The sequence below is a fragment of the Morganella sp. BCCO 40_0007 genome (assembly GCF_032989665.1).
GTDB classification, from domain to species: domain Bacteria; phylum Pseudomonadota; class Gammaproteobacteria; order Enterobacterales; family Enterobacteriaceae; genus Morganella; species Morganella sibonii.
This window is the reverse complement of record NZ_JAVBIN010000007.1, coordinates 193,460-216,910: the sequence shown is the minus strand read 5'-3', so window position 1 is coordinate 216,910 and position 23,451 is coordinate 193,460. Positions and strand designations below refer to the sequence as shown.

Sequence of the window (23,451 nt, the reverse complement as noted above, 5' to 3'; positions counted from 1 at the left end):
TGGCACTTCACGGAGTGCCGCTTTATGCTATAGCCTTCATATTTCTAATCCACTATTTTTGCATAGACAAAACAGAACTGACGGAGTCATTGATGTCTGGTACGAACCTGATAAAACAACTGCAAGAGCGGGGCCTCATTGCCCAGGTTACGGATGAAAAAGCGTTAGCTGAGAGACTGGCGCAGGGCCCGATCTCCCTCTATTGCGGTTTCGATCCGACCGCTGACAGCTTGCATTTGGGCCACCTGGTTCCGTTGCTGTGCTTAAAGCGTTTCCAGTTAGCCGGTCACCGTCCGGTGGCGCTGGTTGGTGGGGCCACGGGGCTGATTGGCGATCCGAGCTTCAAAGCAACGGAACGCAAACTGAATACACAGGATACGGTTCACGGCTGGGTGGATAAAATCCGTCAGCAGGTTTCTCCGTTCCTCGATTTTGACTGCGGTAAGAACAGCGCCATCGCGGCAAACAACTATGACTGGTTCGGTTCTATGGATGTGCTGACCTTCCTGCGTGATATCGGTAAACACTTCTCTGTGAACCAGATGATCAACAAGGAAGCGGTTAAACAGCGCCTGAACCGGGATGACGTCGGTATTTCGTTCACCGAATTCTCCTACAACCTGTTACAGGGTTATGACTTCGCCCGTCTGAATAAAGATCACGGTGTTGAACTGCAAATCGGCGGTTCCGATCAGTGGGGTAACATCACCTCCGGTATCGATTTAACCCGTCGTCTGAACCAGCAGCAGGCCTGGGGTCTGACGGTTCCGCTGATCACCAAATCTGACGGCACCAAATTCGGTAAAACTGAAGGCGGCGCGGTATGGCTGGATCCGAAGAAAACCAGTCCGTACAAATTCTATCAGTTCTGGATCAACACGGCAGATGCGGATGTATACCGTTTCCTCAAATTCTTCACCTTTATGAGCCTCGAAGATATCGATGCACTGGAAGCGGAAGACAAGGCCAGCGGCAAAGCACCGCGTGCTCAGTATGTTCTGGCAGAACTGGTGACAAAACTGGTTCACGGCGAAGCGGGTCTGACGGCGGCACAGCGTATTACTGACAGCCTGTTCAACGGTGATATCTCCAACCTGACCGAAGATGACTTCGCGCAGCTGGCGCAGGACGGCATGCCGCATATTGAACCGGACAGCGATGCGGATTTACAGCAGGCGCTGGTGCTTGCGGAACTGGTTCCGTCACGCGGCCAGGCCCGTACCATGATTAGCTCCAACGCAGTATCACTCAACGGTGAAAAACAGTCAGATGCGGAATACCGCTTCACTGACAGCGACAAGTTATTCGGCCGTTACACATTGCTGCGCCGCGGTAAAAAACATTACTGTCTGATCTGCTGGAAATAATAGTTTACGGTAAACAAGGGCAACGAAAGTTGCCCTTTTTGATCTGTCAGCAAGATCTTTTCTGCGTCACAGAATATGATATGCGCAGTAATAATAAAAAATCAGGTTGTATCAATGAAAAATATTCTCTCTATCCAATCCCATGTTGTGTATGGCCATGCCGGTAACAGTGCGGCTGAATTCCCGATGCGCCGCATGGGTGTTAATGTCTGGCCGCTTAATACCGTCCAGTTTTCTAATCACACACAGTATGCACAAGGCTGGACCGGCTGCGTGATGAGCGCAGAGCACATCACGGAGATTGTGGACGGCATTGATAAAATCGATCAGCTGACCCGCTGTGATGCGGTACTCAGCGGCTACCTCGGCTCGGCAGAGCAGGGTAAGCGTATCCTGGATGTGGTGAAAAAAGTCAAAACCCGTAATCCGCAGGCATGGTATTTCTGTGATCCGGTCATGGGGCATCCGGAAAAAGGCTGTATCGTGGCACCGGGTGTGGCAGATTTTCTGTGTCAGGAAGCGCTGGCAGTCAGCGATATGATCGCACCGAACCTGCTTGAGCTGGAAACCCTGAGCGGACAAACCATTCACAATGTGGGTGAAGCCGTTGCCGCTGCCCGTGAACTGTGCAAAAAAGGGCCGCGTCTGGTGCTGGTCAAACACCTGTCCCGCGCCGGTTACCGCGCTGACCGTTTTGAAATGATCCTGGTTACTGCTGAGCACGCCTGGCATGTCAGCCGTCCGCTGGTGGACTTCGGCGAGCGTCAGCCGGTAGGTGTGGGCGATTTAACCAGTGGTCTGATGCTGGTGAACCTGCTGAAAGGTGAAGAACTGCCGAAGGCTCTGGAACATGTGGCCGCCGCTGTGTATGAAGTGATGCTGAAAACCAAAACCATGAATGAGTACGAACTGCAACTGGTTGCGGCTCAGGATGAAATGGTGCTTCCGACACACAAATTCTGTGCGGAACAGATCGACTGAACCCGTCTGCACACCGTATCAGCATAAAGAAAACGCCGGATTATCCGGCGTTTTTTGTCTCTGTATATCAGAAAGATTAAATCAGACCTTCCGCTTCCATCGCATCCTGCACATGCGGGCGGTGCGCAATTTTAGCCAGATAAGCCTGTAAATGCGGATACGGCTCCAGTGAAATCTTCAGGTGCGGCGCCCAGCCGCAGACGGTAAACAGATAGGCATCTGCCACGGTAAAGCTGTTGCCGGTAATATACGGGCTTTTCGCCAGCACGCTGTCCACATATGCAAACTTATTCGTCAGATTACGCAACGCGATTGGCCGGTAATCTTCCGGCGTTTCCGGCGAGAACAGCGGGCCGTAGCTTTTATGCACTTCGCTGGCAATATAGTTAAGCCATTCAATCTGATGATAGCGCTCCATCGTTCCCGCCGGGGCAATCAGCTTGCGATCGGGTTTCTGATCAGCAAGATACTGCACAATAGCCACACCTTCTGTCAGCAGCTGACTGTCACTGATACTCAGTGCGGGGACTTGTCCTTTCGGATTAATTTTCAGGTAGTCATCACCGTTTTCGGTTTTCTTCTCTTTCAGATTGACACGAACCAGTGAAAAATCCAGGCCGGTTTCACGCAAAATAATATGGGGTGATAGTGCACAACTTCCCGGGGTATAGAACAATTGCATGGTATGCTCCTTAGTTAAAACAAAAGAACGGACATGGCGGTATTTGATGAAGTATAGACCGGTATTCGCGGGCAGAATGTATTCCGGGTGCGAATTATTTGTCGGTTAACTCCATCTTTCCATATAATCGCCCCGGATTCAATTTGTGAAAAGACTCTGTAATTCATTGTTACAAAACAATAAAAGGTAAAGCACATATGAAAAAAATCCGTATCGGTGTCGCAGGGCTGGGCGGGATAGCACAAAAAGCGTATTTACCGGTTCTGACCAGAACGGATAACTGGGTGCTGTCCGGCGGTTTTTCGCCGAATCAGGAAAAAGCCCGTCAGGTCTGTGATGCTTACCGGTTTCCGCTGTTTCCGTCACTCCGCGCACTGGCAGAACAGTGTGACGCGGTATTTGTGCACAGCAGTACAGAGAGTCATTTTCAGGTTGTCAGTGAACTGCTGAATGCGGGTTGCCATGTTTGTGTTGATAAACCGCTGGCGGCAACATATGAGCAGTCAGAAGCACTTGTCAGTCTGGCAGAGAAAAAACAGCGGGCGCTGATGGTGAGTTTTAACCGCCGTTTCTCACCATTTTATCTGCAACTCAGGGAACAGATTGCCGGAAAAACCGCATCCATCCGTATGGAAAAACACCGAAGCAACAGTGTCGGCCCGAACGATGTCCGTTTTACAGTGACAGATGACTACTTACATATCGCAGATACCCTGCTGTGGCTGGGAGGGGACGGGAATGCCGTACTGAAAAGCGGGCATATGCAGGTAAATGAGGCCAATCAGCTGTTGTATGCTGAACACCATTTACAGACCGGCAACGGCGCGTGGCTGACGGCATCCATGCACCGCTGTGCGGCAAGTCAGCGGGAGCAGGTCAGTGTTACGGGGCGTGACGGCTGTTATCAGGTAACGGATATGACTCACTGGCGCAGTGAAACCGCCGCCGGGATACAGGAACAGCATCCGAAAGCGTGGGAGCCGCTGCTGGTTCAGCGCGGGTTTGACGGCGCGGTGCGGCACTTTATTGAATCTGTTGCCAATCAGACACAACCGCTGGTCAGCGGCGAAGAAGCGCTTTATGCGCAGCGGCTGACAGAAGCGTTACTGACAGACAGGTAATTGAAAGACGTGCTTTCTGAAAGCGCGGAGAGCAGCAGATAACAGGCAAAACGAAAAGACGCTGTAAACACTTCCCTGTGCGCTCAGGCGCGTCATCCATGACGCGCATGCTTTTCGTCCGCTTGCCTGTTATCTGCTGACTGACTTGTCCGGTGGTGATCTTAATGAAAAACCGGACAGAAGCCGTATTATTTCAGTTCCAGCTCATTCATTGCCGCGATACTGAAACCGCCGTCAACGTGCAGTATTTCACCGGTGATACCGCCTGCCAGGTCAGAGCACAGGAATGCTGCCGCGTTACCCACATCTTCGGTGGTGACTGTACGGCGCAGTGGAGTAACTGCTTCGCAGTGTGACAGCATTTTGCGGAAATCTTTAATCCCGGATGCCGCCAGTGTCCGGATAGGACCGGCAGAAACCGCATTAACACGGATCGTTTCTTTCCCCATAGCATTTGCCATATAACGGACGTTCGCTTCCAGAGAGGCTTTTGCAAGACCCATGGTGTTGTAGTTCGGGATAGCGCGCTCCGCACCCAGATAAGAGAGTGTGAGAAGGGCAGAATTCGGGTTCAGCATACTGCGGCAGGCTTTTGCCATCGCCACAAAGCTGTAGGCGCTGATGTCGTGGGCAATGCGGAAGCCTTCACGGGTCACCGCATCCACATAATCGCCGTCTAACTGATCCGCCGGTGCAAAGCCGATGGAGTGAACAAAACCGTCAAATGTCGGCCAGACTTTGGCTAACTCAGTGAACAGATTTCCGATACTTTCATCTTCTGCCACATCACAAGGCAGAACGACGGAGGAACCCAGAGACTGAGCGAACTCTTCAACACGGGGCTTCAGCTTGTCATTCTGATAAGTGAAAGCAAGTTCTGCCCCCTGTTCACGCATTGCTTTGGCAATACCGTAAGCAATCGATAATTTGCTTGCAACCCCTGTGATCAGGATGCGTTTACCGGTCATAAAACCCATAGCAGTTTCCTTGTGTGTTCTCTGTCACCCTCTGTGCCGCACATCCGGCAGGTGACGCGGTTATAAAAAATCCGGCAGATATTAACAGATGACCGGAAATTAAGAGGTAACCGGCCTGAACTATCAGAATCGCGGCAGTTAATCCACATCCTGACGCCAGGCCTCGGCGGACAATGCTTCACCAAAATGGCTGGTGATAAGACGACGCGTCACATCGTGCAGCGGTGATGCCAGCACTTCCGCGGTGTTACCGCGCTCGACGACTTCGCCGTTATGCATCACCAGTATCTGGTCACTGACATGTTTTGCCATGCCCAGATGCTGTGTGACATAAATATAGGCAATTTTCTGCGTTTCCTGGAGTTCCAGGATCAGATTAATAATTTGCGAACGTAATGACATATCCAGCGACGCCAGTGCTTCATCCGCCACAATCACTTCCGGCTGCAAAATCAGGGCGCGGGCGAGTGCCACGCGCTGTTTTTGTCCGGAGGCCAGCATGTGCGGATAATAATCCGCGTGATCCGGCAGCAGACCGACCTGACGCAGTGTCGCGTTAATACGCAGACGGCGTCCGGTGGCATCCAGAACAGTATTGAGCATCAGCGGCAGCTCGAGAATCTGCCCGGTACGCTGACGCGGATTGAGTGAGGTGGCCGGGTCCTGGAATATCATCCGGATACGCTGGCTGCGGTAACTATAGTCACCGAACGTCAGCTTGTGTTTGTCGATCAGAATTTCCCCGCCGCTCGGCTCAATCATACCGGATAACATCCGGGCCAGAGTGGATTTTCCGGAGCCGTTTGCGCCGGTAATCGCGAGAGTCTGGCCGGGTTGCAGTGTAAAACTGACCGGTTTGACGGCTTCAAGCCGGTGACGGCGGAAAAAGCCATCCCGGTAACGGAAAGTTTTGCTCAGGTTTTTAACTTCCAGCAGCGGACCGGGCATTATACGTCCTCCATATTCAGCGGGAAGTGGCAGGCAAAACTGCGGTTTTTGACGGTCCGCAGACGCGGTGCATCAATGCACACTTTCTGGGCATACGGGCAGCGCGGCCCCAGACGGCAGCCGACCGGCAGATGCTCCAGTGACGGTATCGCTCCCGGCAGGGTATTCAGACGACATTTGTGTGCCAGCGGCTTCTCAAAATCAGGGATAGCCCGCATCAGCGCCTGAGTATACGGATGGTGCGGCTTGAGCAGCAGGTCATCCGGCTCGGCGCTCTCCACTGTTTGTCCGCAGTAGAGCACATTAATACGATCAACCAGCTGGCTCATTAACTGCAAATCGTGGCTGATCAGCAGAATCGTCATATTGTTGTTCTGGTTCAGCCGGGTCAGCAGACGGAAAATCTGCGCCTGTGTATCGGGTTCCATGGCGTTGGTCGGCTCATCGGCGATCAGCAGGCGCGGCTGATTGGCCAGGGCGATGGCAATCATCACCTTCTGGCATTCCCCCTCGGTCAGTTCATAGGGATAACTGCTCATCACATCTTTGTGATCTTTAATACCGACGCGGTGCAGCAGTTCAATCGCACGGCGTTTGCGCCAGTGAAAACGCTGCCACCAGCGGCCTTTGTAAGTCCAGCCGGGGATGGTCTGAATCAGTTGTTTACCGATATTTTCTGACGGGTCCAGGCAGGATTGCGGCTCCTGAAAAATCATCGACACATTATGGCCGATCACCCGGCGGCGCTGACGGGGGGAGAGTTTCAGTAAATCGATATCATTAAAGCGGAAGCGGTCAGCGGTTACCCGCAGATTATCTTTGGTAATACCGGCAATCGCTTTGGCGATAAGACTCTTACCGGAACCGGATTCCCCGGCAAGTCCGCGGAACTCACCCTCGGTCAGAGACAGTGTCACACGATCAACGGCCTTGACCGGCCCTGCGGCGGTCATAAATTCAATGGTTAAATTGCGGATATCCAGTAACGGCATTATTCAACTCCCGCGTTAATGGCGCGCTGTAATCCGGTGCCGAGCAGATTTACCAGCAATACACTGATAAGTATAGCGGTTCCCGGCAGGAGTACCGTCCAGGGGGCGACATAAATCAGTTCCAGCGAATCCCCGAGCATAGCTCCCCATTCCGGTGACGGCAGTTGTGCCCCCAGTTCCAGAAAACCGAGTGCGGCAATATCCAGAATGGCAATGGACAAGGCGCGCGTCAGCTCGGTGACGGTCACTGCACTGATATTCGGCAGTACGGTATGGATAAGAATATTGAGATTGGAGGCGCCGTCGAGGCGGGCGGCAATGACATATTCCTTATCAAGCTCATCATGTACTGCGATATAAATCATCCGCACAATACGGGGCAGCAGTGCCAGTGCCACGGCGATCATCGCGTGACTGAGGCTGGCACCGAAAAATGCCACAACAATAATCGCCAGCAGCAGAGAAGGCAGAGCCAGCAGGGTATCAAACATATGGTTAAAGATAGCTGAACGCAAACCGGAGGTCATTCCCGCGAGACAGCCGATAATAATACCGGCGACAGCGGCGGTGACAGTGACCAGCAATGCGCCGCCGAAAGTCGATTGTGTGCCGAGGATAAGACGGCTGAAAATATCGCGGCCGAGATCGTCCGTACCGAGGAAAAATGCGACATTCCCGTAATGGGACCAGGACGGCGGTAATAACTGGTGGCCGGCAAATTGCTGGTCGAGGGCATAAGGGGCTATCCAGGAGCCGGCGATTGACAGCGCAATCAGAAACAGTACGCCGTAAAAGCCGATCATCGCCGGAATATCTGCGGTGAAATGCTGCCAGATAACCCGTCCCGGCGACGGCATCCGGTCTTCACGGTAGAAATTATCTGAAGGCATACCATTCCTTATGTTTCAGCGGGCTGCTGACGGCGCCCAGAATATCTGACAGCATATTGACAATAATCACCATGGCACCGACCAGCATGACACCGGCAGAAATCGCGGCAAAGTCCTGCTGGCGGATAGCGGTGATCAGCCAGCGGCCGATCCCCGGCCAGTTAAACACCACTTCCGTCACCATTGCCAGTGTCAGCATGGTGGAGAACTGCAACCCGAGTTTCGGGATCACCGGCGGCAGCGCATTATGCAGCAGGTGGCGGCGGATAATCGTCAGACGCGATAACCCGCGGATAGCGGCGGCCTTAATATAGTTCTGGCTGATAATCTCTTCGGTACTGGTACGCATCAGGCGGATAACTTCAGTCATCGGCGCGATGGAAAGGGTGATCACCGGCAGCACCATATGGGACAGCACATTGAGGATCATCGCCTGCCGGTACGGTGAATCGGACAGCCAGGCATCGATCACCGCAAATCCGGTGACCGGTGTTAAATCATACAGCAGGTCAATACGTCCTGAGACCGGCAGCCAGTCCAGCCGCAGAGAGAAGAACAGCGTGAGCAGCAGCGCCAGCCCGAATACCGGAACCGAAAATCCGACCAGGGCAAAGGTGCTGATGGTGATATCCGCCATCTTATTGCGCCAGACCCCGGCGATAATCCCGGCAGGAATGCCGATCACCAGCGCCAGCATGAAGGCCAGACCGCACAGTTCCAGCGTGGCGGGCAGTACCGCCCATAACTGCTGGCTGATCGGCTCACCATTAATGACTGAACTGCCGAAATCCCATGAAAACAGACTCTTATAATAGAACAGTACCGCATCTGTCAGAGACGCGCCGCTCAGCGGTGCGTTGGCCGGAAAATAACTCAGGCTGAAACTGAGAACAGACAGAAAGCAGAGCGTGATCAGCACCAGCAGCAGACGGCGAAGAATAAAAATGATCATGGCTTATCCTCCTGTTCCGGGGCATCCCCGGTATCACGGTAAACTCCCGCAAAGGAGGTATTACCGAACGCACTGAGCACCAGCCCTTTGATATCATAGCGGAATGCCTGCAAACGCAGGGAATAAGCCAGCGGCAGCACCGGCAGATCCTGTGCCAGAATCTGCTGTGCCTGGTGATAATACTCTATCCGGCTGCTCAGTTGCTGTTCAAGCAGCGCCTGGTGGATCACATCATCAAATTCCGGGGAACACCAGTGGCTCAGGTTGGTTTGCGAGCCGATGGCCGCACAGCTGAGCAGCGGGCGGAAAAAACTGTCCGGGTCATTACTGTCGGTTGACCAGCCCGCAAGCGTAATATCGTGGCTGCGATCCATCAGGCTGTTTTCCTGAAAACGCCCCTCAACCGGGCGGATGTTCATTTTAATCCCGGCACGGGCCAAATCAGCCTGAATCAGCTCGGCCATTTTCAGCGGGCTGGGGTTATAAGACTGCGAAGCGGTCGGCACCCAGAGATTCAGTGTGATATCGCTGAGTCCCAGCTCACTGAGCATCGCTTTTGCTTTTTCCGGATTATATTCCGTGACACGGGCCTGGTTATCATACGCCCAGGAAACGCGCGGCAGGATAGAGGCGGCGGTTTCCGCCGTGCCGTAATAGATGGATTTCATCAGGCGCTCATTATTAATCGCGTATGCAATCGCACGGCGTGCCTGAGGATTATTAAACGGCGGTTTGCTGGTGTTAAACGCCAGATACGCGATATTCATCCCCGGACGCAGCATCAGACTCAGGCGCGGATCATCGCGCAGAACCTGCAACTGACTTGCGGCGGGATAGGCCAGCACATCACACTCGCCGGTGATCAGTTTTGACATCCGTCCGGTGCCACCCGCCCCGAGATCAACCACCACTTCCTGCATGCGGGGTTTCCCTTTGCGGTAATTGTCATGGCGTTGCAGACGGACAAACTGACCGCTCTGGTAATCATCCAGATAATACGGCCCGGTCCCGACCGGTTTCCAGTCGAGCTGTTCCTGACGGCGGGCTTTCAGCAGGTTATCGGCATACTCTTTGGACAGGACGGGGGCGTAATGGGTTGCCAGGTGCCACAAAAAAGAGGCATCCGGGGTATTCAGTTTAAATTCAACGGTGTGGTTATTGATTTTGCGGATGGATTTAACGTTGGACGCGAACTGGAGGCTGTCAAAATAAGGATAACGCCCGCCGTTGACATAGTGATACGGATTCTGTTTATCCACCACGCGGGAAAAGCTGAACACCACATCATCCGCATTCATTTTGCGGGTCGGTTTGAACCAGTCTGTGGTCTGAAAATCGGTATCACGGCGCAGATAAAAACGGTAAGTCGCGCCGTTATCCAGTACTGTCCAGCGGGCGGCCAGTTCCGGGATCAGGCGGTAGGTGTACGGGTCGACATCCAGCAGGCGGTCGTAAATCTGTGCTGCCAGCGGTTCGACAATCAGCCCGCTGCTGGCCAGCTGCGGGTTAAATGTACTGATGTTGCCGTTCACACAATAGACAAAACCGGTATCGCGGACAGGCGGCAGTGCGGCGGTCTGAGCCGTTACCGGTTTTACCGGCTGGTCTGTCTGCGGGGCGGGGGCGGCGGCAAAGCCTGAAACAGGCAGGAGAACCGCGCATGCCCGGATAATCCAATGGCGCATAAATCAGTTACCGTTAAAAATGAACAGGGTATTGTATCGCAATTTGTGAGACTAACCAAAAACGAAAGCATTTAATCCGGCTGCGGGCTGCCGGCATGCTTTTTCAGTAATCCGCGAAACTGATGATAGGTCAGATTCAGTAATTGTGCTGCTTCGCGCTGATTAAATTGTGCACGTTGCAGCGCGGCATCCAGCGCATCTTTCTCCTGTGTGTGCTGCCACTGTTTCAGGGAAAACGGCAGCGGCGGCAAAGGCGGCTCCCCGGTATCCGGCGCATGAGACTGAGTGGTGACAAACGGATTGATCACCAGCTCTGCCAGCAGTCCGGTGGTATCTCCCTGACGGTACAATGACCGCTCAATCACATTTTTCAGCTCACGGATATTGCCCGGCCAGTGATAGCTCTGCATCTGCTGTAATGCATGCGGGGAAAAACCGGCAAAAAAAGGCGTGCCCATCTCCTGACACATCTGCACGGCAAAATGACCGGCGAGTTCGGTCAGATCGCGCGGACGCTCACGCAGCGGCGGGATATTAACGACATCAAAGGCCAGGCGATCGAGTAAATCCGCGCGGAATTTTCCCTCTGCCGCCAGAGCAGGCAGATCTGCATTGGTGGCACAGACAATCCGCACATCCGCTTTCAGTGTCTGCTGTCCGCCGACACGCTCAAATTCCCCGTATTCAATCACCCGCAGCAGTTTTTCCTGAACCGTAAGCGGTGCCGTACCCAGTTCATCAAGAAACAGTGTTCCGCCATCCGCCCGTTCAAAACGTCCCTGATGGCGGCGCTGCGCGCCCGTAAATGCCCCGGATTCATGACCGAACAGCTCGGAATCGAGTAAATTATCGTTCAGTGCCGCACAATTAAGCGCAATAAACGGCTCATCCCAGCGGGGGGAGAGATAATGAAGACGATGGGCAAATAACTCTTTACCGGTACCGCGTTCACCACAAATCAGTACCGGACGGGCAATTTTTGCCAGCTGCGAGACTTTTTCCAGCGCGTCGAGAAAGTTGTTATCGATACCGATCAGGGTTTCAGTGTTATTTTTCATGATTAATTTGACCATTAAATGGCGAATGTAGCCACTTTACAAAAAGTCATGACAAAAGGGAAATAAATAAATCCGATAAAAAACAGAAGGATAAAAATAATCACAACATTGGCACGCATCTTGTAATAGTCAGCGTGTCATAAGACATAATTGCTGATAAAAGGACATCAATCATGGGAATTTTTTCACGTTTTGCCGATATCATTAACGCCAACGTTGCATCACTGCTGGATAAAGCGGAAGATCCGCAGAAAATGATCCGCCTGATGATTCAGGAAATGGAAGATATGCTGGTGGAAATCCGCTCCACCTCTGCCCGCACACTGGCTGAACGCAAGAATCTGTCACGTCAGATTGAAGGCGGTGAGCGTCAGGTGAGTGACTGGCAGGAAAAAGCGGAACTGGCGATTGTTAAAGGGAAAGAAGATCTGGCGCGTGCCGCACTGCTGGAAAAACAGCGTGTGGAAAGCCATGTCGATACCCTGCGTCATGAGCTGATTATTCTGGACGAAACTATCGCCCGGCTGAAAAACGAAATTAACGAACTGGAACAGAAACTGACCGAAACCCGTGCCCGCCAGCAATCCATGGTGGTGCGTCACGAAGCGGCAAAATCGTCCCGTGCGGTGCGCCGTCAGCTCGACAGCGGCCGGATGGACGAAGCAATGGCCCGTTTTGAGCAGTTTGAAGCGCGGATTGACCACATGGAAGGCGAAGCCGCAAGCTATGGTCTGGGGAAAGAAAAATCACTGGAACAGCAGTTTGCCGAACTGAAAGCGGAAGATGAGATCAGCGCGCAAATCGCGGCCATCAAAGCACGTCTTGAAAAAGAAGAGAAGGGCGAATAAGGTCGGTACAGGCTTTCCTGAATTAATACCATTAAGGACAAACATATGGCATTTGTATTTTTAGGTATACCACTGACAATTTTTGTGTTGTTCGTGCTGCCGATCTGGTTATGGCTGCACTATAACAGTCAGCGGGGAAGCCGGGCCGGTGAATTCGAAACCCGCCGCCTTGCGGCGCTGGCGGAAAATGCTCAGCAGATGGAAGCACGGATTAAAACCCTGGAAGCGATTCTGGATGCGGAAAATCCGGGCTGGAGGCAATCATAATGGAATTTCAGTCACGTAAACTGTACCGCTATCCGGATGACGGTATGTTCCGGGGCGTATGTGCCGGTATTGCCAACTATTTTGAGGTTCCGGCCTGGATGATCCGCATTATCGCGGTAGTGGCGACATTTACCGGCTTCTTCTGGCTGACTATCACCCTCTATATTTTACTGGGGATGGTATTGCCGGTGGTGCCGCGTGATTATCCCGGCCGTGATGGCGGACCGAATGCCGCCATGCTGCTGGAGCAGACGGAACGCAGTCTGGCACGCACTGAAAAACGGGTCCGCGACATTGAGCGCTATGTGACATCGGAACAATACGCTCTCAACCGCCGCTTCCGTGATTTGTAACCGGACAAACGGAGAATACGATGAAATGGCCGGATAAACACACGCTGCTGCGTGCCGCGAAAACCGGGGCGCAGCTGTTAACCACGGCAGCGCTGGCGGCTGCACCTGCCGGTATTGCCGGTGTGATTCTTAAATCAGTTACCCGTCCTGCGTTACGCGGGGCGGCAATACTGGTACTGGAACCTGTTATCCGTGCCGGTATGAAAAAAGTCATTGGCCGTTTTACACCGGAGAATTATGAAACGTCTGCAAAATGAGCTGAGCGCCCTCGTTAACCGCGGGCTGGATCGTCATCTTCGTCTTGCCGTTACCGGACTGAGCCGCAGCGGTAAGACCGCGTTTATTACCTCGTTTGTTAATCAGCTGATGAATGTACAGAGCGGCGCACGTCTGCCGCTGTTTTCGGCTGCCCGTGACGGGCGCATTCTCGGCGTAAAACGGATCCCGCAGCGGGACCTGGGGGTTCCGCGCTTTGCTTATGATGAGGGGCTTGCCTCACTGTACGGCACGCCGCCGGACTGGCCGGTACCGACGCGCGGTGTCAGCGAAATTCGTCTGAAACTGCGCTACCGCACGCAGGACAGCCTGCTGCGTCATTTTAAGGAAACGTCCTCGCTCTATCTGGAAATCGTTGATTATCCGGGAGAGTGGCTGCTGGATCTGCCGATGCTGGAACAGGATTACCTGACCTGGTCGCAGCAGATGAAAACGCTGCTCAAAGGTGAGCGGGGCGAATGGGCGGAGCCGTGGCTGGCACTGTGCCGTCAGCTTGACCCGGATGCTCCCGCGGATGAACAGCAGCTGGCGGCAATCGCACAGGCGTATACGGACTACCTTCACCGCTGCAAAGCGGCGGGGTTCCACTTTATTCAGCCCGGTCGTTTTGTGCTGCCGGGAGATATGGCCGGTGCACCGGGGCTGCAATTTTTCCCGTTTATCACTGACCTGATGCCCGACCCGTCCCGGCTCGCCAAAGCGGCGAAAAGCAGTGTGCTCGGTATGCTGCGCGACCGCTATCAATACTATTGTGACCATGTGGTCAAAGGTTTCTATAAACACTATTTTCAGCATTTTGACCGCCAGATTGTGCTGGTGGACTGCCTGACCCCGCTCAACAGCGGGCCGCAGGCGTTTACGGATATGCGCCTGGCGCTGACCCAGCTGATGCAGAGTTTCCATTACGGCAAACGCACATTATTACGCCGTCTGTTTTCCCCCTGCATTGATAAACTGCTGTTCGCCGCCAGCAAAGCGGATCATGTCACTGCTGATCAGCATGCGAACCTTGTTGCGCTGCTTCAGCAGCTGACGCAGTCAGCCTGGCAGCAGGCTGCTTTTGAGGGGATAAAAATGGACTGCACCGGGCTGGCCTCGGTACAGGCTACCGAATACGGCATGGTGATGCATAACGGGGAAAAAATGCCGGCGCTGAAAGGCACCCGGCTGGCAGACAACGCCCCGCTGACGTTCTATCCGGGCGAAGTGCCGAAGCGGCTGCCGGATGCGGACTTCTGGCAGCAGCAGGGATTTCAGTTTGAATCTTTCCGGCCGTTACCGATGCGGATGGATACGCCGCTGCCGCATATCCGGATGGATAGTGCGATGGAGTTTTTACTGGGAGATAAACTGTCATGAGTGAGCCGATAAAATCCCGGATTGATTTTGAGGAAGCGCCCTTATCGCCGCCGGTACAGGAAACGTTAAAACCGGCACAACAGTTTGCGGACGATGACAGCATACAGTTTGAACGCGCGGAATTCACGGCGGAACAGGAGTCAGAAGGGGAAGCAGAAGCCCTGCTTATTCAGGCACTGAAACCGCGGCGCAGCCTGTGGCGTAAACTGGTGTTTGTCGCGGGCGGATTGCTGGGGATCAGTGCCGTCGCACAACTGATTCAGTGGGTGAATGATGCGTGGACAGGTAATGACTGGACTGCCCTCGGCGGGATCGCCGCGACGTTTCTGGTGCTGATTGCGGCGGCCGGGTCTGTTATCACGGAATGGCGGCGCATGTACCGCCTGCGTCAGCGCGCCACAGAGCGTGAAGCGGCAGAGGAGTTGCTGCAAAGCCACCGTATTGGTGACGGACGTGCATTTTGCGAAAAACTGGCAAAACAGGCCAATATCCCGTCACACCATCCGGCGTTACAGCAATGGCAGAGCCTGTTACAGAGCAGCCATAACGATCGCGAAGTGGTGACACTTTACTGTCAGATTGTTCAGCCGGTGACTGATGAACAGGCGCGCCGGGTGATCAGCCGTTTTGCGGCGGAATCCGCGCTGATGATTGCTGTCAGTCCGCTGGCACTGGTGGATATGGCCTTTATTGCCTGGCGTAATATCCGGCTGATCAACCAGGTGGCGGCGATTTACGGTATTGAACTGGGCTATTACAGTCGTTTGCGTCTGTTTAAGCTGGTTCTGCTGAATATAGCTTTCGCGGGGGCTTCCGAGCTTATCCGTGAGGTGGGAATGGACTGGCTTTCTCAGGACATCACCGCACGGTTATCTGCCCGTGCGGCGCAGGGGATGGGAGCCGGGCTGCTGACTGCCCGTCTGGGGATCAAGGCGATGGAGTTATGCCGCCCGCTGCCCTGGACCACAACGGATAAACCTAAACTGATGGATTTCCGTAAACAGTTGTTACAGCAGCTTAAACAGGCCGTCCCGAAAGGGAAAAGTGCGGAAAAATCCGCCCTGTAACCGATAACCCGGCCGGATGTGCATTTTGTGATGTCATCCGGCTTTTTTATACAGAAATCTCTGTCACGTCACTGTTTTTTTCACAACAATCCCGCTATGCTCCCAACGTGTCACCGTACCACCTCTCCGGCGCGGTTTGCCGTCCGCGCTGAATAAAACGTCATTAACCGACTGACATATCTGTACTTTCATTGCCTTTTCACACGGAACTGTGGATAAACACCGCAGGAACGCATTTATTGTGTCAACAAATCGTGACAGTTTTCATTTTATACCGTAAAATCAGTTTCAATTAACGGGAAAATAATAACTTAAGTGTAAATAGGATCGTAACGATGCGATTGGAAGTAATTTGCCAGGACCGAATCGGACTGACGCGGGAGTTATTGGATCTGCTGGTATTGCAAAATATCGACCTCAAGGGTATCGAAATTGCCCGTAACGGCCGGATATACCTCAATTTTATGCAGATAGATTTTTCTGTGTTTCAGTCCCTGATGGCTGAGATCCGCCGGATTCCGGGCGTGGTGGATGTCAGAACTGTTCACTTTATGCCGTCTGAGCGCGAACAGCGCGCGATGTGGGCATTACTCGAATCTCTGGAAGACCCGATTTTATCCCTCGATCTGCGCGGAAATATCGAACTGGCTAACAGCGCGGCACTCTCCCTGTTTGCCACCACCGAAGAGCGCATCCGCCAGCGTAACATCACCTATTATTTCAGCCAGTTCAACTTTACCCGCTGGATTGAGGATGATGAACCCGCGCCGTACAAAGAAACCATCAGCCTCAAGGGGCGTTCTTACACCCTGAGTGTGACGCCGATTAACTTTGATGAGAAAGATGATGCCTCTGCCACGATCGGCGCAGTTGTGCTGCTGCGCACGGTCAGTGAGAGTGTCAGCGGGCAGAAGCGCCGTATGCAGGTGATGCATTCCGGCAGTTTTGATGACCTGGTGGCGAAAAGCGCCAAAATGCGCCACGTGGTTGAACAGGCGCAGCGCATGGCAAAAATGGACTCCCCGCTGCTGCTGGTCGGCGAAACCGGTACCGGGAAAGATGTGTTTGCCAAAGCCTGTCATCTCTACAGCGTGCGCGGCAATCAGCCGTTCCTCGGACTGAACTGCGCCTCGATGCCGGATGATGTGGTGGAAACCGAGCTGTTCGGTTATGCCGCCGGTGCTTATGCCAACAGTACGGAACCGAAAAAAGGCTTTTTTGAGCAGGCCAACGGCGGAACCGTCCTGCTGGATGAAATTGCGGAAATGTCTCCGCAGATGCAGATCAAACTGCTGCGTTTCCTGAATGACGGTACATTCCGCCGTGTCGGGGAAGAGCATGAAGTCAAAGTGGATGTCCGGGTTATCTGTGCGACCCAGAAAAATCTGCTGGAACTGGTAAAAGAGGGCAAGTTCCGTGAGGATCTCTATTACCGCCTCAATGTGCTGACGCTGACCATTCCGCCGCTGCGTGAGCATCAGGAAGATATCCTGCCGCTGACCCGTGATTTCGTGAAGCGTTTCTCTGAGGAGCAGGGCTGTGAGGAGCCGCGTCTTGCACCGGAACTGGGACAATTCCTCTGTGCCTATCACTGGCCGGGCAACGTCCGCCAGCTGCGTAATGTGATTTATCAGGCACTCTCTTCTCTGGAAGGGGCACTGCTGCGTCCGCAGGATATCGTTCTGCCGGAGCTGGAAGCAGAAATTGGTTTCAGTGAGGATATTCTCAGCGGGTCGCTGGATGATATCACCAAACGGTTTGAATGCTCTGTACTGACACGGCTTTACCGTCACTATCCGAGCACCCGCAAACTGGCGAAGCGTCTGAATGTCTCACATACCGCTATCGCCAACAAGCTGCGTGAATACGGGCTGAGCCAGCGGCGCGGTGCGGCAAAAGAAGATGAAAGTGAAGAGGAATAATTCACTTCCGCAATAAAAAATAACCCCGCGGCCGTCACCGGCTGCGGGGTTTTTTACAGATACGGGTAACTTATTTCAGTGCATTCAGCGCGCTGTCATAATCCGGCTCTTCTGTAATTTCACCGACCAGCTGGCTGTAAATCACAGTGTCGTTTTCATCCAGCACGATCACCGCACGGGCACACAGACCGGCCAGCGGGCCGCTGCCGATACCGACGCCGTAATTCTCACGGAATTCCGGGTCACGCAGGGTGGAGAGCATCACCACATTCTCAATACCTTCCGCGCCGCAGAAGCGGGACTGAGCAAACGGCAGATCCGCGGAAATACATAACACCACCGTATTGGAAAGTTTTGCGGCAGTTTCATTAAATTTGCGCACAGACGTGGCGCAGACACCGGTGTCCACACTCGGGAAAATATTAAGAATCTTACGCTTCCCGGCGAATTTGGTGAGCTGGACATCTGACAGATCATTAGCGACTAATTTGAATGGTACGGCTTTCTCACCGGCACGCGGAAGTGCACCGTAAACCAGAACATCATTACCCTGAAGTTTTACAGTTTGTGTCATTTTTATCATCCTCTGAACGGGCTCATAATTGTTGGTATCAATAATACCTTGCAGGTGTATTCTCACCGGGTATCGTTAATTAAAATGTAATATCCGGTTGTTGTGTTTCGGTAATCATCAGATAATCTATCGGTTTACCATTTTTAATACAAGGCGTCCGTTATGCTCAGGCCGGCAAAATTTTCCCGTTCCGCACTTCTTGCCGGAACGTTTTTCACTTTTTCTTCTCTGTTTTGTGCAACTGCGGCGGAGATCCCCGCAGGAACACAGCTGGCAAAAGAACAATCTGTTTATCGTCATCTGAAAGATGAACCCGCATCTCTGGACCCGATTAAAGCAGTCGGACTGACCGAGGCGCAGATTCTGCGCGATTTATTCGAAGGGCTGACCAGTCAGGGAGCGGACGGTAAACCGGTGCCCGGTGTCGCGCTTTCGTGGGAAACCCGCAATAACCAGGTGTGGACATTCCGCCTGCGTGACGATGCCCGCTGGTCAGACGGCTCACCGGTAACGGCACAGGACTTTGTTTACAGCTAGCAGCGGCTGGTGAACCCGGAGAACCTTTCGACATTTGCCTGGTTTGCACCGCTGGCCGGGATTAAAAATGCACAGGCGATTATCGACGGCAAAATGCAGCCGGAAGCCCTCGGTGTGGAAGCGGCTGACGCCCGGACACTGCGGGTTACGTTAGATCGCCCAGTACCGTATTTCCCGAACTTAGCGGCAAACTTCAGCCTTTTCCCGGTACATCGCGCCACGGTGGAGAAATACGGTGATAACTGGATCCGTACCGGGCATCTGGTCGGTAACGGCGCGTTTGTTCTGCATGACCGCGTGGTGAATGAAAAAATTGTCCTGACACCCAATAAGCATTACTGGGATCATAAACACACTGTACTGACATCGGTCACCTTTGTGCCGATTAACCATGAATCTCAGGCCACCAAGCGCTATCTGGCCAATGATCTGGATATCACGGAATCGTTCCCGAAAAATCAGTATCAGAAACTGAAAAAGGCGATCCCCGATCAGATTTATATTCCGGATCAGCTCGGTACCTATTATTACGCCTTTAACACGCAGCGCGCACCGACGAATGACCCGCGTGTGCTGCAGGCGCTCTCCATGACTATTGACCGTGCGGTGATCGCGGAGAAAGTGCTTGGCACGGGTGAAAAACCGGCCTGGCATTTTACGCCGGATGTCACTGCCGGATTTACACCGGAGCCGGGTCTGTATCAGAAATTCACACAGGACGAACTCGACAGCCAGGCGAAAACCCTGCTGGCTGCCGCCGGTTACGGCCCGCACAATCCGCTGAAATTATCCCTGTTGTATAACAGCTCGGAAAATCATCAGAAAATTGCGATTGCAGTCGGGTCGATGTGGAAGAAAAAGCTGGGCGCGGAAGTGAAACTGGTTAACCAGGAATGGAAAACCTATATCGACAGCCGCAATACCGGTAATTTTGACGTGATCCGCGCCTCCTGGGTCGGGGATTATAACGAGCCGTCAACGTTTCTGTCTCTGCTGACCAGCACACACAGCGGTAATATCGCGCAGTATCATAATGAAAAATATGATGCCCTGCTGAAAACGGCGGCGCTGGAAACGGATGATAACGCACGTAATTCGGATTATAACGACGCCGAAAAACTGCTTGCGGAAGATATGCCGATAGCACCGATCTATCAGTACACCAACGGCCGTCTTATCAAACCGTGGCTGAAAGGATATCCGGTCAATAATCCGGAAGATGTGGCATACAGCCATAATCTCTATATCATCAGACACTAAGCCTGCTTCCGGAGCCTGCTGCTGAACGCGGCAGACTCCGGCTGAACACACTCATCAGCTGTTTTATGAACAACGGGGAGGACGCATGGGCGCTTTGTATGGTTCTGCTTTTCAGGGAACAGATCCCATCTGCCGGGTACAGTTTGACGGAGAGGGCGGTTGCACGCCGGTGGATGTCAACGCCGTTGCCGGAATAAAAGAACCGGTGTGGCTGCATCTGGACTATTTATCCGCGGATAACCAGCGCTGGCTGCGTGAAACGGAACTGCTGCCGCCGCAGGCACGCGACGGGCTGACAAACAATGTTATCCGCCCCAGGACACTCCGTATTGGTGAGGGTGCATTAATTACCCTGCAAACCATCAACAACAATGACGGTGACCGGCCTGACCAGCTGGTGGCATTCCGTATCTGGATCTGCGGCAGTTATATTATTTCCACCCGTCACCGTAAAGTGCACTCCATACAGACCATTCAGGATGATTTGCAGAACGGGGAAGGGGTAAAAAATACCGGTGAATGGCTGGCGGAAGCGGCATTTTGTATCACGGATGAAGTGGCGGATTTTATTGAAGATCTGCACGATACCCTGATTGATATGGAAGATGCGATACTCGATCAGCATATTCCGGCACGCGGCGAACTGGCCCTGCTGCGCAAACAGCTGATTATATTGCGCCGCTACATGGCGCCGCAGCGTGATGTGTTTTCACGGCTGGCTTCTGAGCGTTACACCTGGCTTTCAGAGCAGGACAGACACCAGCTGACGGATGTCAGTGACCGGTTGGGGCGGATTATTGACGATATCGATTCCTGTATCGCACGGACATCGGTTATCTCGGATGAAATCACCAATATGATGGCGGATGCCATGAACCGCCGTACCTACACCATGTCGCTGCTGGCGATGGTATTTCTGCCGACGACGTTTCTGACCGGACTGTTCGGGGTTAACCTCGGCGGTATCCCGGGCGGGGATTTTCCGTTTGCTTTCAGTTTGTTCTGCGTGGGACTGGCGGGTGTTATCGGATTTGTTGCCTGGTGGTTACGTAAGAGTAACTGGTTGTAAAAACGTGTATTTTTATATGATTTTACGTACCGGACTTGAGATATATCAAGAAACGGCGCGCCCGGTTAGGGCACTATTACTCCCGCAGGTGAATACAACGTTGAGCGATGAACGTTGTGCTCCATAATTGTAGTTTTTCTCATATTGAGTTCTTATACAGAATATTGACCATTATCATGCCGGTGTATTTTATACATCGGTTTTTTTTTGCCTGAAAAACACAGATGTAAATGCGTCCTGCGGACAGGAGCGATATTCAGGCCGCACCCTCCGTGGCGCGGCACTATGACAGGACGTTTATTTTACTTCCGTCACATCCAGACGTAATTCTGTAAAATCCGGACCTTCGCTGTCGTCATCCTCATCTTCCCATACCGGCTGAACAGGCAGTGTTTCGCGATCAAACGCAAGATCACCACCGTCAACGACCTCACTGCCGTGATGGATAGATTTAAAATCGAATAATTCAGTGTCACATAAATGGGATGGTACGACATTTTGTGTGGCGCGGAACATGGTTTCAATCCGGCCGGGATAGCGTTTGTCCCAGTCGCGCAGCAGATCTTTGATAACCTGGCGCTGAAGGTTCGGCTGAGAGCCGCACAGGTTACACGGAATGATCGGGAAGCCTTTGGCTTCGGCAAAACGCTCAATATCTTTCTCGCGGCAATAGGCCAGCGGGCGGATCACCACATGTTTACCGTCGTCACTCATCAGCTTAGGCGGCATACCTTTGAGTTTTCCGCCGTAAAACATGTTCAGGAACAGGGTCTGTAAAATATCGTCACGATGATGACCGAGCGCGATTTTTGTTGCGCCGAGCTCAGTCGCGGTGCGGTACAGAATACCGCGGCGCAGACGGGAGCAGAGAGAACAGGTGGTTTTCCCCTCCGGAATTTTTTCTTTCACAATCCCGTAGGTATTTTCTTCCACGATTTTGTATTCAACGCCCAGTTTTTCCAGGTATTCCGGCAAAATATGCTCCGGAAAGCCCGGTTGTTTCTGATCGAGGTTCACCGCAACCAGGGAAAAATGAATTGGCGCGCTCTGTTGCAGGCTCTGCAGAATGGAAAGCAGGGTATAGCTGTCTTTACCGCCGGACAGACAAACCATAATCCGGTCGCCGTCCTCAATCATATTAAAATCTGCGATCGCTTTGCCGGTATGGCTGCGCAGACGCTTTTGCAACTTATTGATGTTGTACTGTTCTTTCGGTGTATTCATGTCTTACTGTTCTTAACGGGTTTGGCTGATGCCTGTGTCAGGCTGCACGGCAACGGAAATCTGAAATAAGGACGCAATGATAGCAGAAGGACGGGGGATTCGGATACGTATGGATTAAAAAGGATGACAGCCCGGAACGGAATGATCCGGGATGACGGGGACGGGCTGTTGATAGTGACTAATGTTATTATTTTTTGCTGCGGGCTTTACCTCTGTTTCTGTTCTTCATATCAATCGTGATGATGTCGTAGTCAGTTTCACAACTCTTTTTCTCTTTATAATTAAGTTTCCTGAGTTTGTTATTGTTTTCGATGCAGTCAATAAAAAAGCTTTTTACATCGACATTAAATAAAAAAGAGAGCTGTAACAGTGTGCTTGCTCTTATATTGGTCACACCCTGTTCATAACGGGATATCTGCTGCTGACTTAACCCTAATAATTCGGCCAGTGCTTTACCGGAAAGACCTGATGATTTTCTCCGCTTCATAATTTGCTGACCGATAAAGAGACTGATTTCTCTCTCATCCATACGATATGCCCTTAAATAAAATGCTGTGTGTAGTGATAAATTTATTAATTATGTTTATATTGTTCAAATGTTCCCAGGTAACTGCTGTCAGTATATACATTCAGATGGTTTGACATATGGGATAATAGTTTCTTTGAGTCCGGATCTCTGTTTAATATAAATAGCACTCTGTGAATGAATTTTTCCGGAGATATATTAAAAACTCGCAGAATTAATATTAGTGTATCCAGAGGAATGGCACTGTCACCGTTCTCATAACGGGATATCTGCTGTTGTGATAATTTTATTATTGAACCTAATTCATAGCCTGTGATGCCTTTTGATTTTCGTAATGTTTTAATTTCCTGTCCTATAACGGTATGAAGTTCCTTTTTAAAGATCTGGTGCTGACAGCTAAGGTCGCGGTAATTATCGGGGTGCATAAAGATACCATCAGGACGTCATTGAGATAAATGTATATTTTAAATGCTACAATATAAGATATCAGTAGTAAGAGACAAACTGTATATTGCG

At 52.3% G+C, this 23,451-nt stretch carries 23 protein-coding genes and 1 pseudogene; 12 read left to right on the top strand and 12 right to left on the bottom strand.

All coding sequences use genetic code 11. The features are described from left to right. Positions 1-92: 92 nt before the first annotated feature. Positions 93-1,367 (top strand): tyrosine--tRNA ligase, encoded by a 1,275-nt coding sequence (gene tyrS, locus R5268_RS10510; protein WP_218454146.1) that lies wholly within the window; start codon positions 93-95, stop codon positions 1,365-1,367. A gap of 114 nt (positions 1,368-1,481) precedes the next feature. Then, positions 1,482-2,348 (top strand): pyridoxal kinase PdxY, encoded by an 867-nt coding sequence (gene pdxY / locus R5268_RS10505; protein WP_102831145.1) that lies wholly within the window; start codon positions 1,482-1,484, stop codon positions 2,346-2,348. A gap of 76 nt (positions 2,349-2,424) precedes the next feature. Here the strand turns inward: pdxY and gstA are convergent, their stop codons facing one another. Then, complete coding sequence (gene gstA / locus R5268_RS10500; protein WP_182106939.1) at positions 2,425-3,030, bottom strand: glutathione transferase GstA; 606 nt, start codon at positions 3,028-3,030, stop codon at positions 2,425-2,427. A gap of 197 nt (positions 3,031-3,227) precedes the next feature. On the opposite strand from gstA, the gene R5268_RS10495 reads away from it, so the two are divergent. Next, entirely contained in the window at positions 3,228-4,151 is a 924-nt protein-coding gene (locus tag R5268_RS10495; protein ID WP_317420222.1) for a Gfo/Idh/MocA family oxidoreductase, read from the top strand. A gap of 188 nt (positions 4,152-4,339) precedes the next feature. On the opposite strand, the gene fabI is transcribed toward R5268_RS10495, so the two are convergent. From fabI to pspF, 7 genes are all read right to left on the bottom strand, one after another. Continuing rightward, complete coding sequence (gene fabI, locus R5268_RS10490) at positions 4,340-5,128, bottom strand: enoyl-ACP reductase FabI (RefSeq protein WP_052927541.1); 789 nt, start codon at positions 5,126-5,128, stop codon at positions 4,340-4,342. A gap of 138 nt (positions 5,129-5,266) precedes the next feature. After that, entirely contained in the window at positions 5,267-6,076 is an 810-nt protein-coding gene (gene sapF / locus R5268_RS10485) for a putrescine export ABC transporter ATP-binding protein SapF (protein ID WP_317420224.1), read from the bottom strand. Beyond that, entirely contained in the window at positions 6,076-7,068 is a 993-nt protein-coding gene (gene sapD / locus R5268_RS10480; protein ID WP_046893517.1) for a putrescine export ABC transporter ATP-binding protein SapD, read from the bottom strand. Before sapD ends, sapF begins: the two co-directional genes overlap by 1 nt. Continuing rightward, positions 7,068-7,958 (bottom strand): putrescine export ABC transporter permease SapC, encoded by an 891-nt coding sequence (gene sapC / locus R5268_RS10475; RefSeq protein WP_182106945.1) that lies wholly within the window; start codon positions 7,956-7,958, stop codon positions 7,068-7,070. The genes sapD and sapC overlap by 1 nt, the downstream gene beginning before the upstream one ends. Continuing rightward, entirely contained in the window at positions 7,945-8,910 is a 966-nt protein-coding gene (gene sapB / locus R5268_RS10470) for a putrescine export ABC transporter permease SapB (protein ID WP_046893515.1), read from the bottom strand. Before sapB ends, sapC begins: the two co-directional genes overlap by 14 nt. Continuing rightward, entirely contained in the window at positions 8,907-10,595 is a 1,689-nt protein-coding gene (sapA, locus tag R5268_RS10465; protein ID WP_317420226.1) for an ABC transporter substrate-binding protein SapA, read from the bottom strand. The genes sapB and sapA overlap by 4 nt, the downstream gene beginning before the upstream one ends. A gap of 71 nt (positions 10,596-10,666) precedes the next feature. Continuing rightward, complete coding sequence (pspF, locus tag R5268_RS10460) at positions 10,667-11,653, bottom strand: phage shock protein operon transcriptional activator (RefSeq protein WP_218426184.1); 987 nt, start codon at positions 11,651-11,653, stop codon at positions 10,667-10,669. A 173-nt stretch (positions 11,654-11,826) separates the two neighbouring features. Between pspF and pspA the strand changes: the two genes are divergently transcribed. From pspA to tyrR, 7 genes are all read left to right on the top strand, one after another. Beyond that, a complete protein-coding gene (gene pspA / locus R5268_RS10455) occupies positions 11,827-12,501 on the top strand; it encodes a phage shock protein PspA (protein ID WP_046893513.1) in 675 nt (224 codons plus the stop codon). A 45-nt stretch (positions 12,502-12,546) separates the two neighbouring features. Then, positions 12,547-12,768: an envelope stress response membrane protein PspB gene (gene pspB / locus R5268_RS10450; protein ID WP_024473219.1), complete on the top strand. Its 222-nt coding sequence runs from the start codon at positions 12,547-12,549 to the stop codon at positions 12,766-12,768. After that, on the top strand, positions 12,768-13,121 hold the full coding sequence (pspC, locus tag R5268_RS10445; RefSeq protein ID WP_046893512.1) for an envelope stress response membrane protein PspC: 354 nt from the start codon (positions 12,768-12,770) through the stop codon (positions 13,119-13,121). The genes pspB and pspC overlap by 1 nt, the downstream gene beginning before the upstream one ends. A gap of 20 nt (positions 13,122-13,141) precedes the next feature. After that, a complete protein-coding gene (locus R5268_RS10440; RefSeq protein ID WP_054424349.1) occupies positions 13,142-13,378 on the top strand; it encodes a phage shock protein PspD in 237 nt (78 codons plus the stop codon). Beyond that, positions 13,359-14,756, top strand: coding sequence for a YcjX family protein (locus R5268_RS10435; protein ID WP_046893510.1), 1,398 nt, complete (start codon positions 13,359-13,361; stop codon positions 14,754-14,756). Before R5268_RS10440 ends, R5268_RS10435 begins: the two co-directional genes overlap by 20 nt. Further along, positions 14,753-15,823, top strand: coding sequence for a YcjF family protein (locus R5268_RS10430; protein ID WP_107679718.1), 1,071 nt, complete (start codon positions 14,753-14,755; stop codon positions 15,821-15,823). Before R5268_RS10435 ends, R5268_RS10430 begins: the two co-directional genes overlap by 4 nt. Before the next feature lie 335 nt (positions 15,824-16,158). Then, entirely contained in the window at positions 16,159-17,745 is a 1,587-nt protein-coding gene (tyrR, locus tag R5268_RS10425; protein ID WP_317420231.1) for a transcriptional regulator TyrR, read from the top strand. A 70-nt stretch (positions 17,746-17,815) separates the two neighbouring features. Here the strand turns inward: tyrR and tpx are convergent, their stop codons facing one another. Next, positions 17,816-18,319: a thiol peroxidase gene (gene tpx, locus R5268_RS10420; protein ID WP_052927546.1), complete on the bottom strand. Its 504-nt coding sequence runs from the start codon at positions 18,317-18,319 to the stop codon at positions 17,816-17,818. 162 nt (positions 18,320-18,481) lie between these two features. Here tpx and R5268_RS10415 point away from each other — a divergent pair. Together R5268_RS10415 and zntB are read left to right on the top strand one after the other, a co-directional pair. Continuing rightward, positions 18,482-20,116 (top strand): annotated as a pseudogene (locus R5268_RS10415) (ABC transporter substrate-binding protein). 85 nt (positions 20,117-20,201) lie between these two features. After that, positions 20,202-21,185, top strand: coding sequence for a zinc transporter ZntB (zntB, locus tag R5268_RS10410; protein ID WP_046893505.1), 984 nt, complete (start codon positions 20,202-20,204; stop codon positions 21,183-21,185). 297 nt (positions 21,186-21,482) lie between these two features. On the opposite strand, the gene ttcA is transcribed toward zntB, so the two are convergent. From ttcA to R5268_RS10395, 3 genes are all read right to left on the bottom strand, one after another. Continuing rightward, on the bottom strand, positions 21,483-22,409 hold the full coding sequence (gene ttcA, locus R5268_RS10405) for a tRNA 2-thiocytidine(32) synthetase TtcA (protein ID WP_218454140.1): 927 nt from the start codon (positions 22,407-22,409) through the stop codon (positions 21,483-21,485). 187 nt (positions 22,410-22,596) lie between these two features. After that, a complete protein-coding gene (locus R5268_RS10400) occupies positions 22,597-22,938 on the bottom strand; it encodes a helix-turn-helix domain-containing protein (protein ID WP_107679714.1) in 342 nt (113 codons plus the stop codon). Positions 22,939-22,982: 44 nt separating this feature from the next. Beyond that, a complete protein-coding gene (locus R5268_RS10395; RefSeq protein ID WP_107679713.1) occupies positions 22,983-23,360 on the bottom strand; it encodes a helix-turn-helix domain-containing protein in 378 nt (125 codons plus the stop codon). Positions 23,361-23,451: the final 91 nt, after the last annotated feature.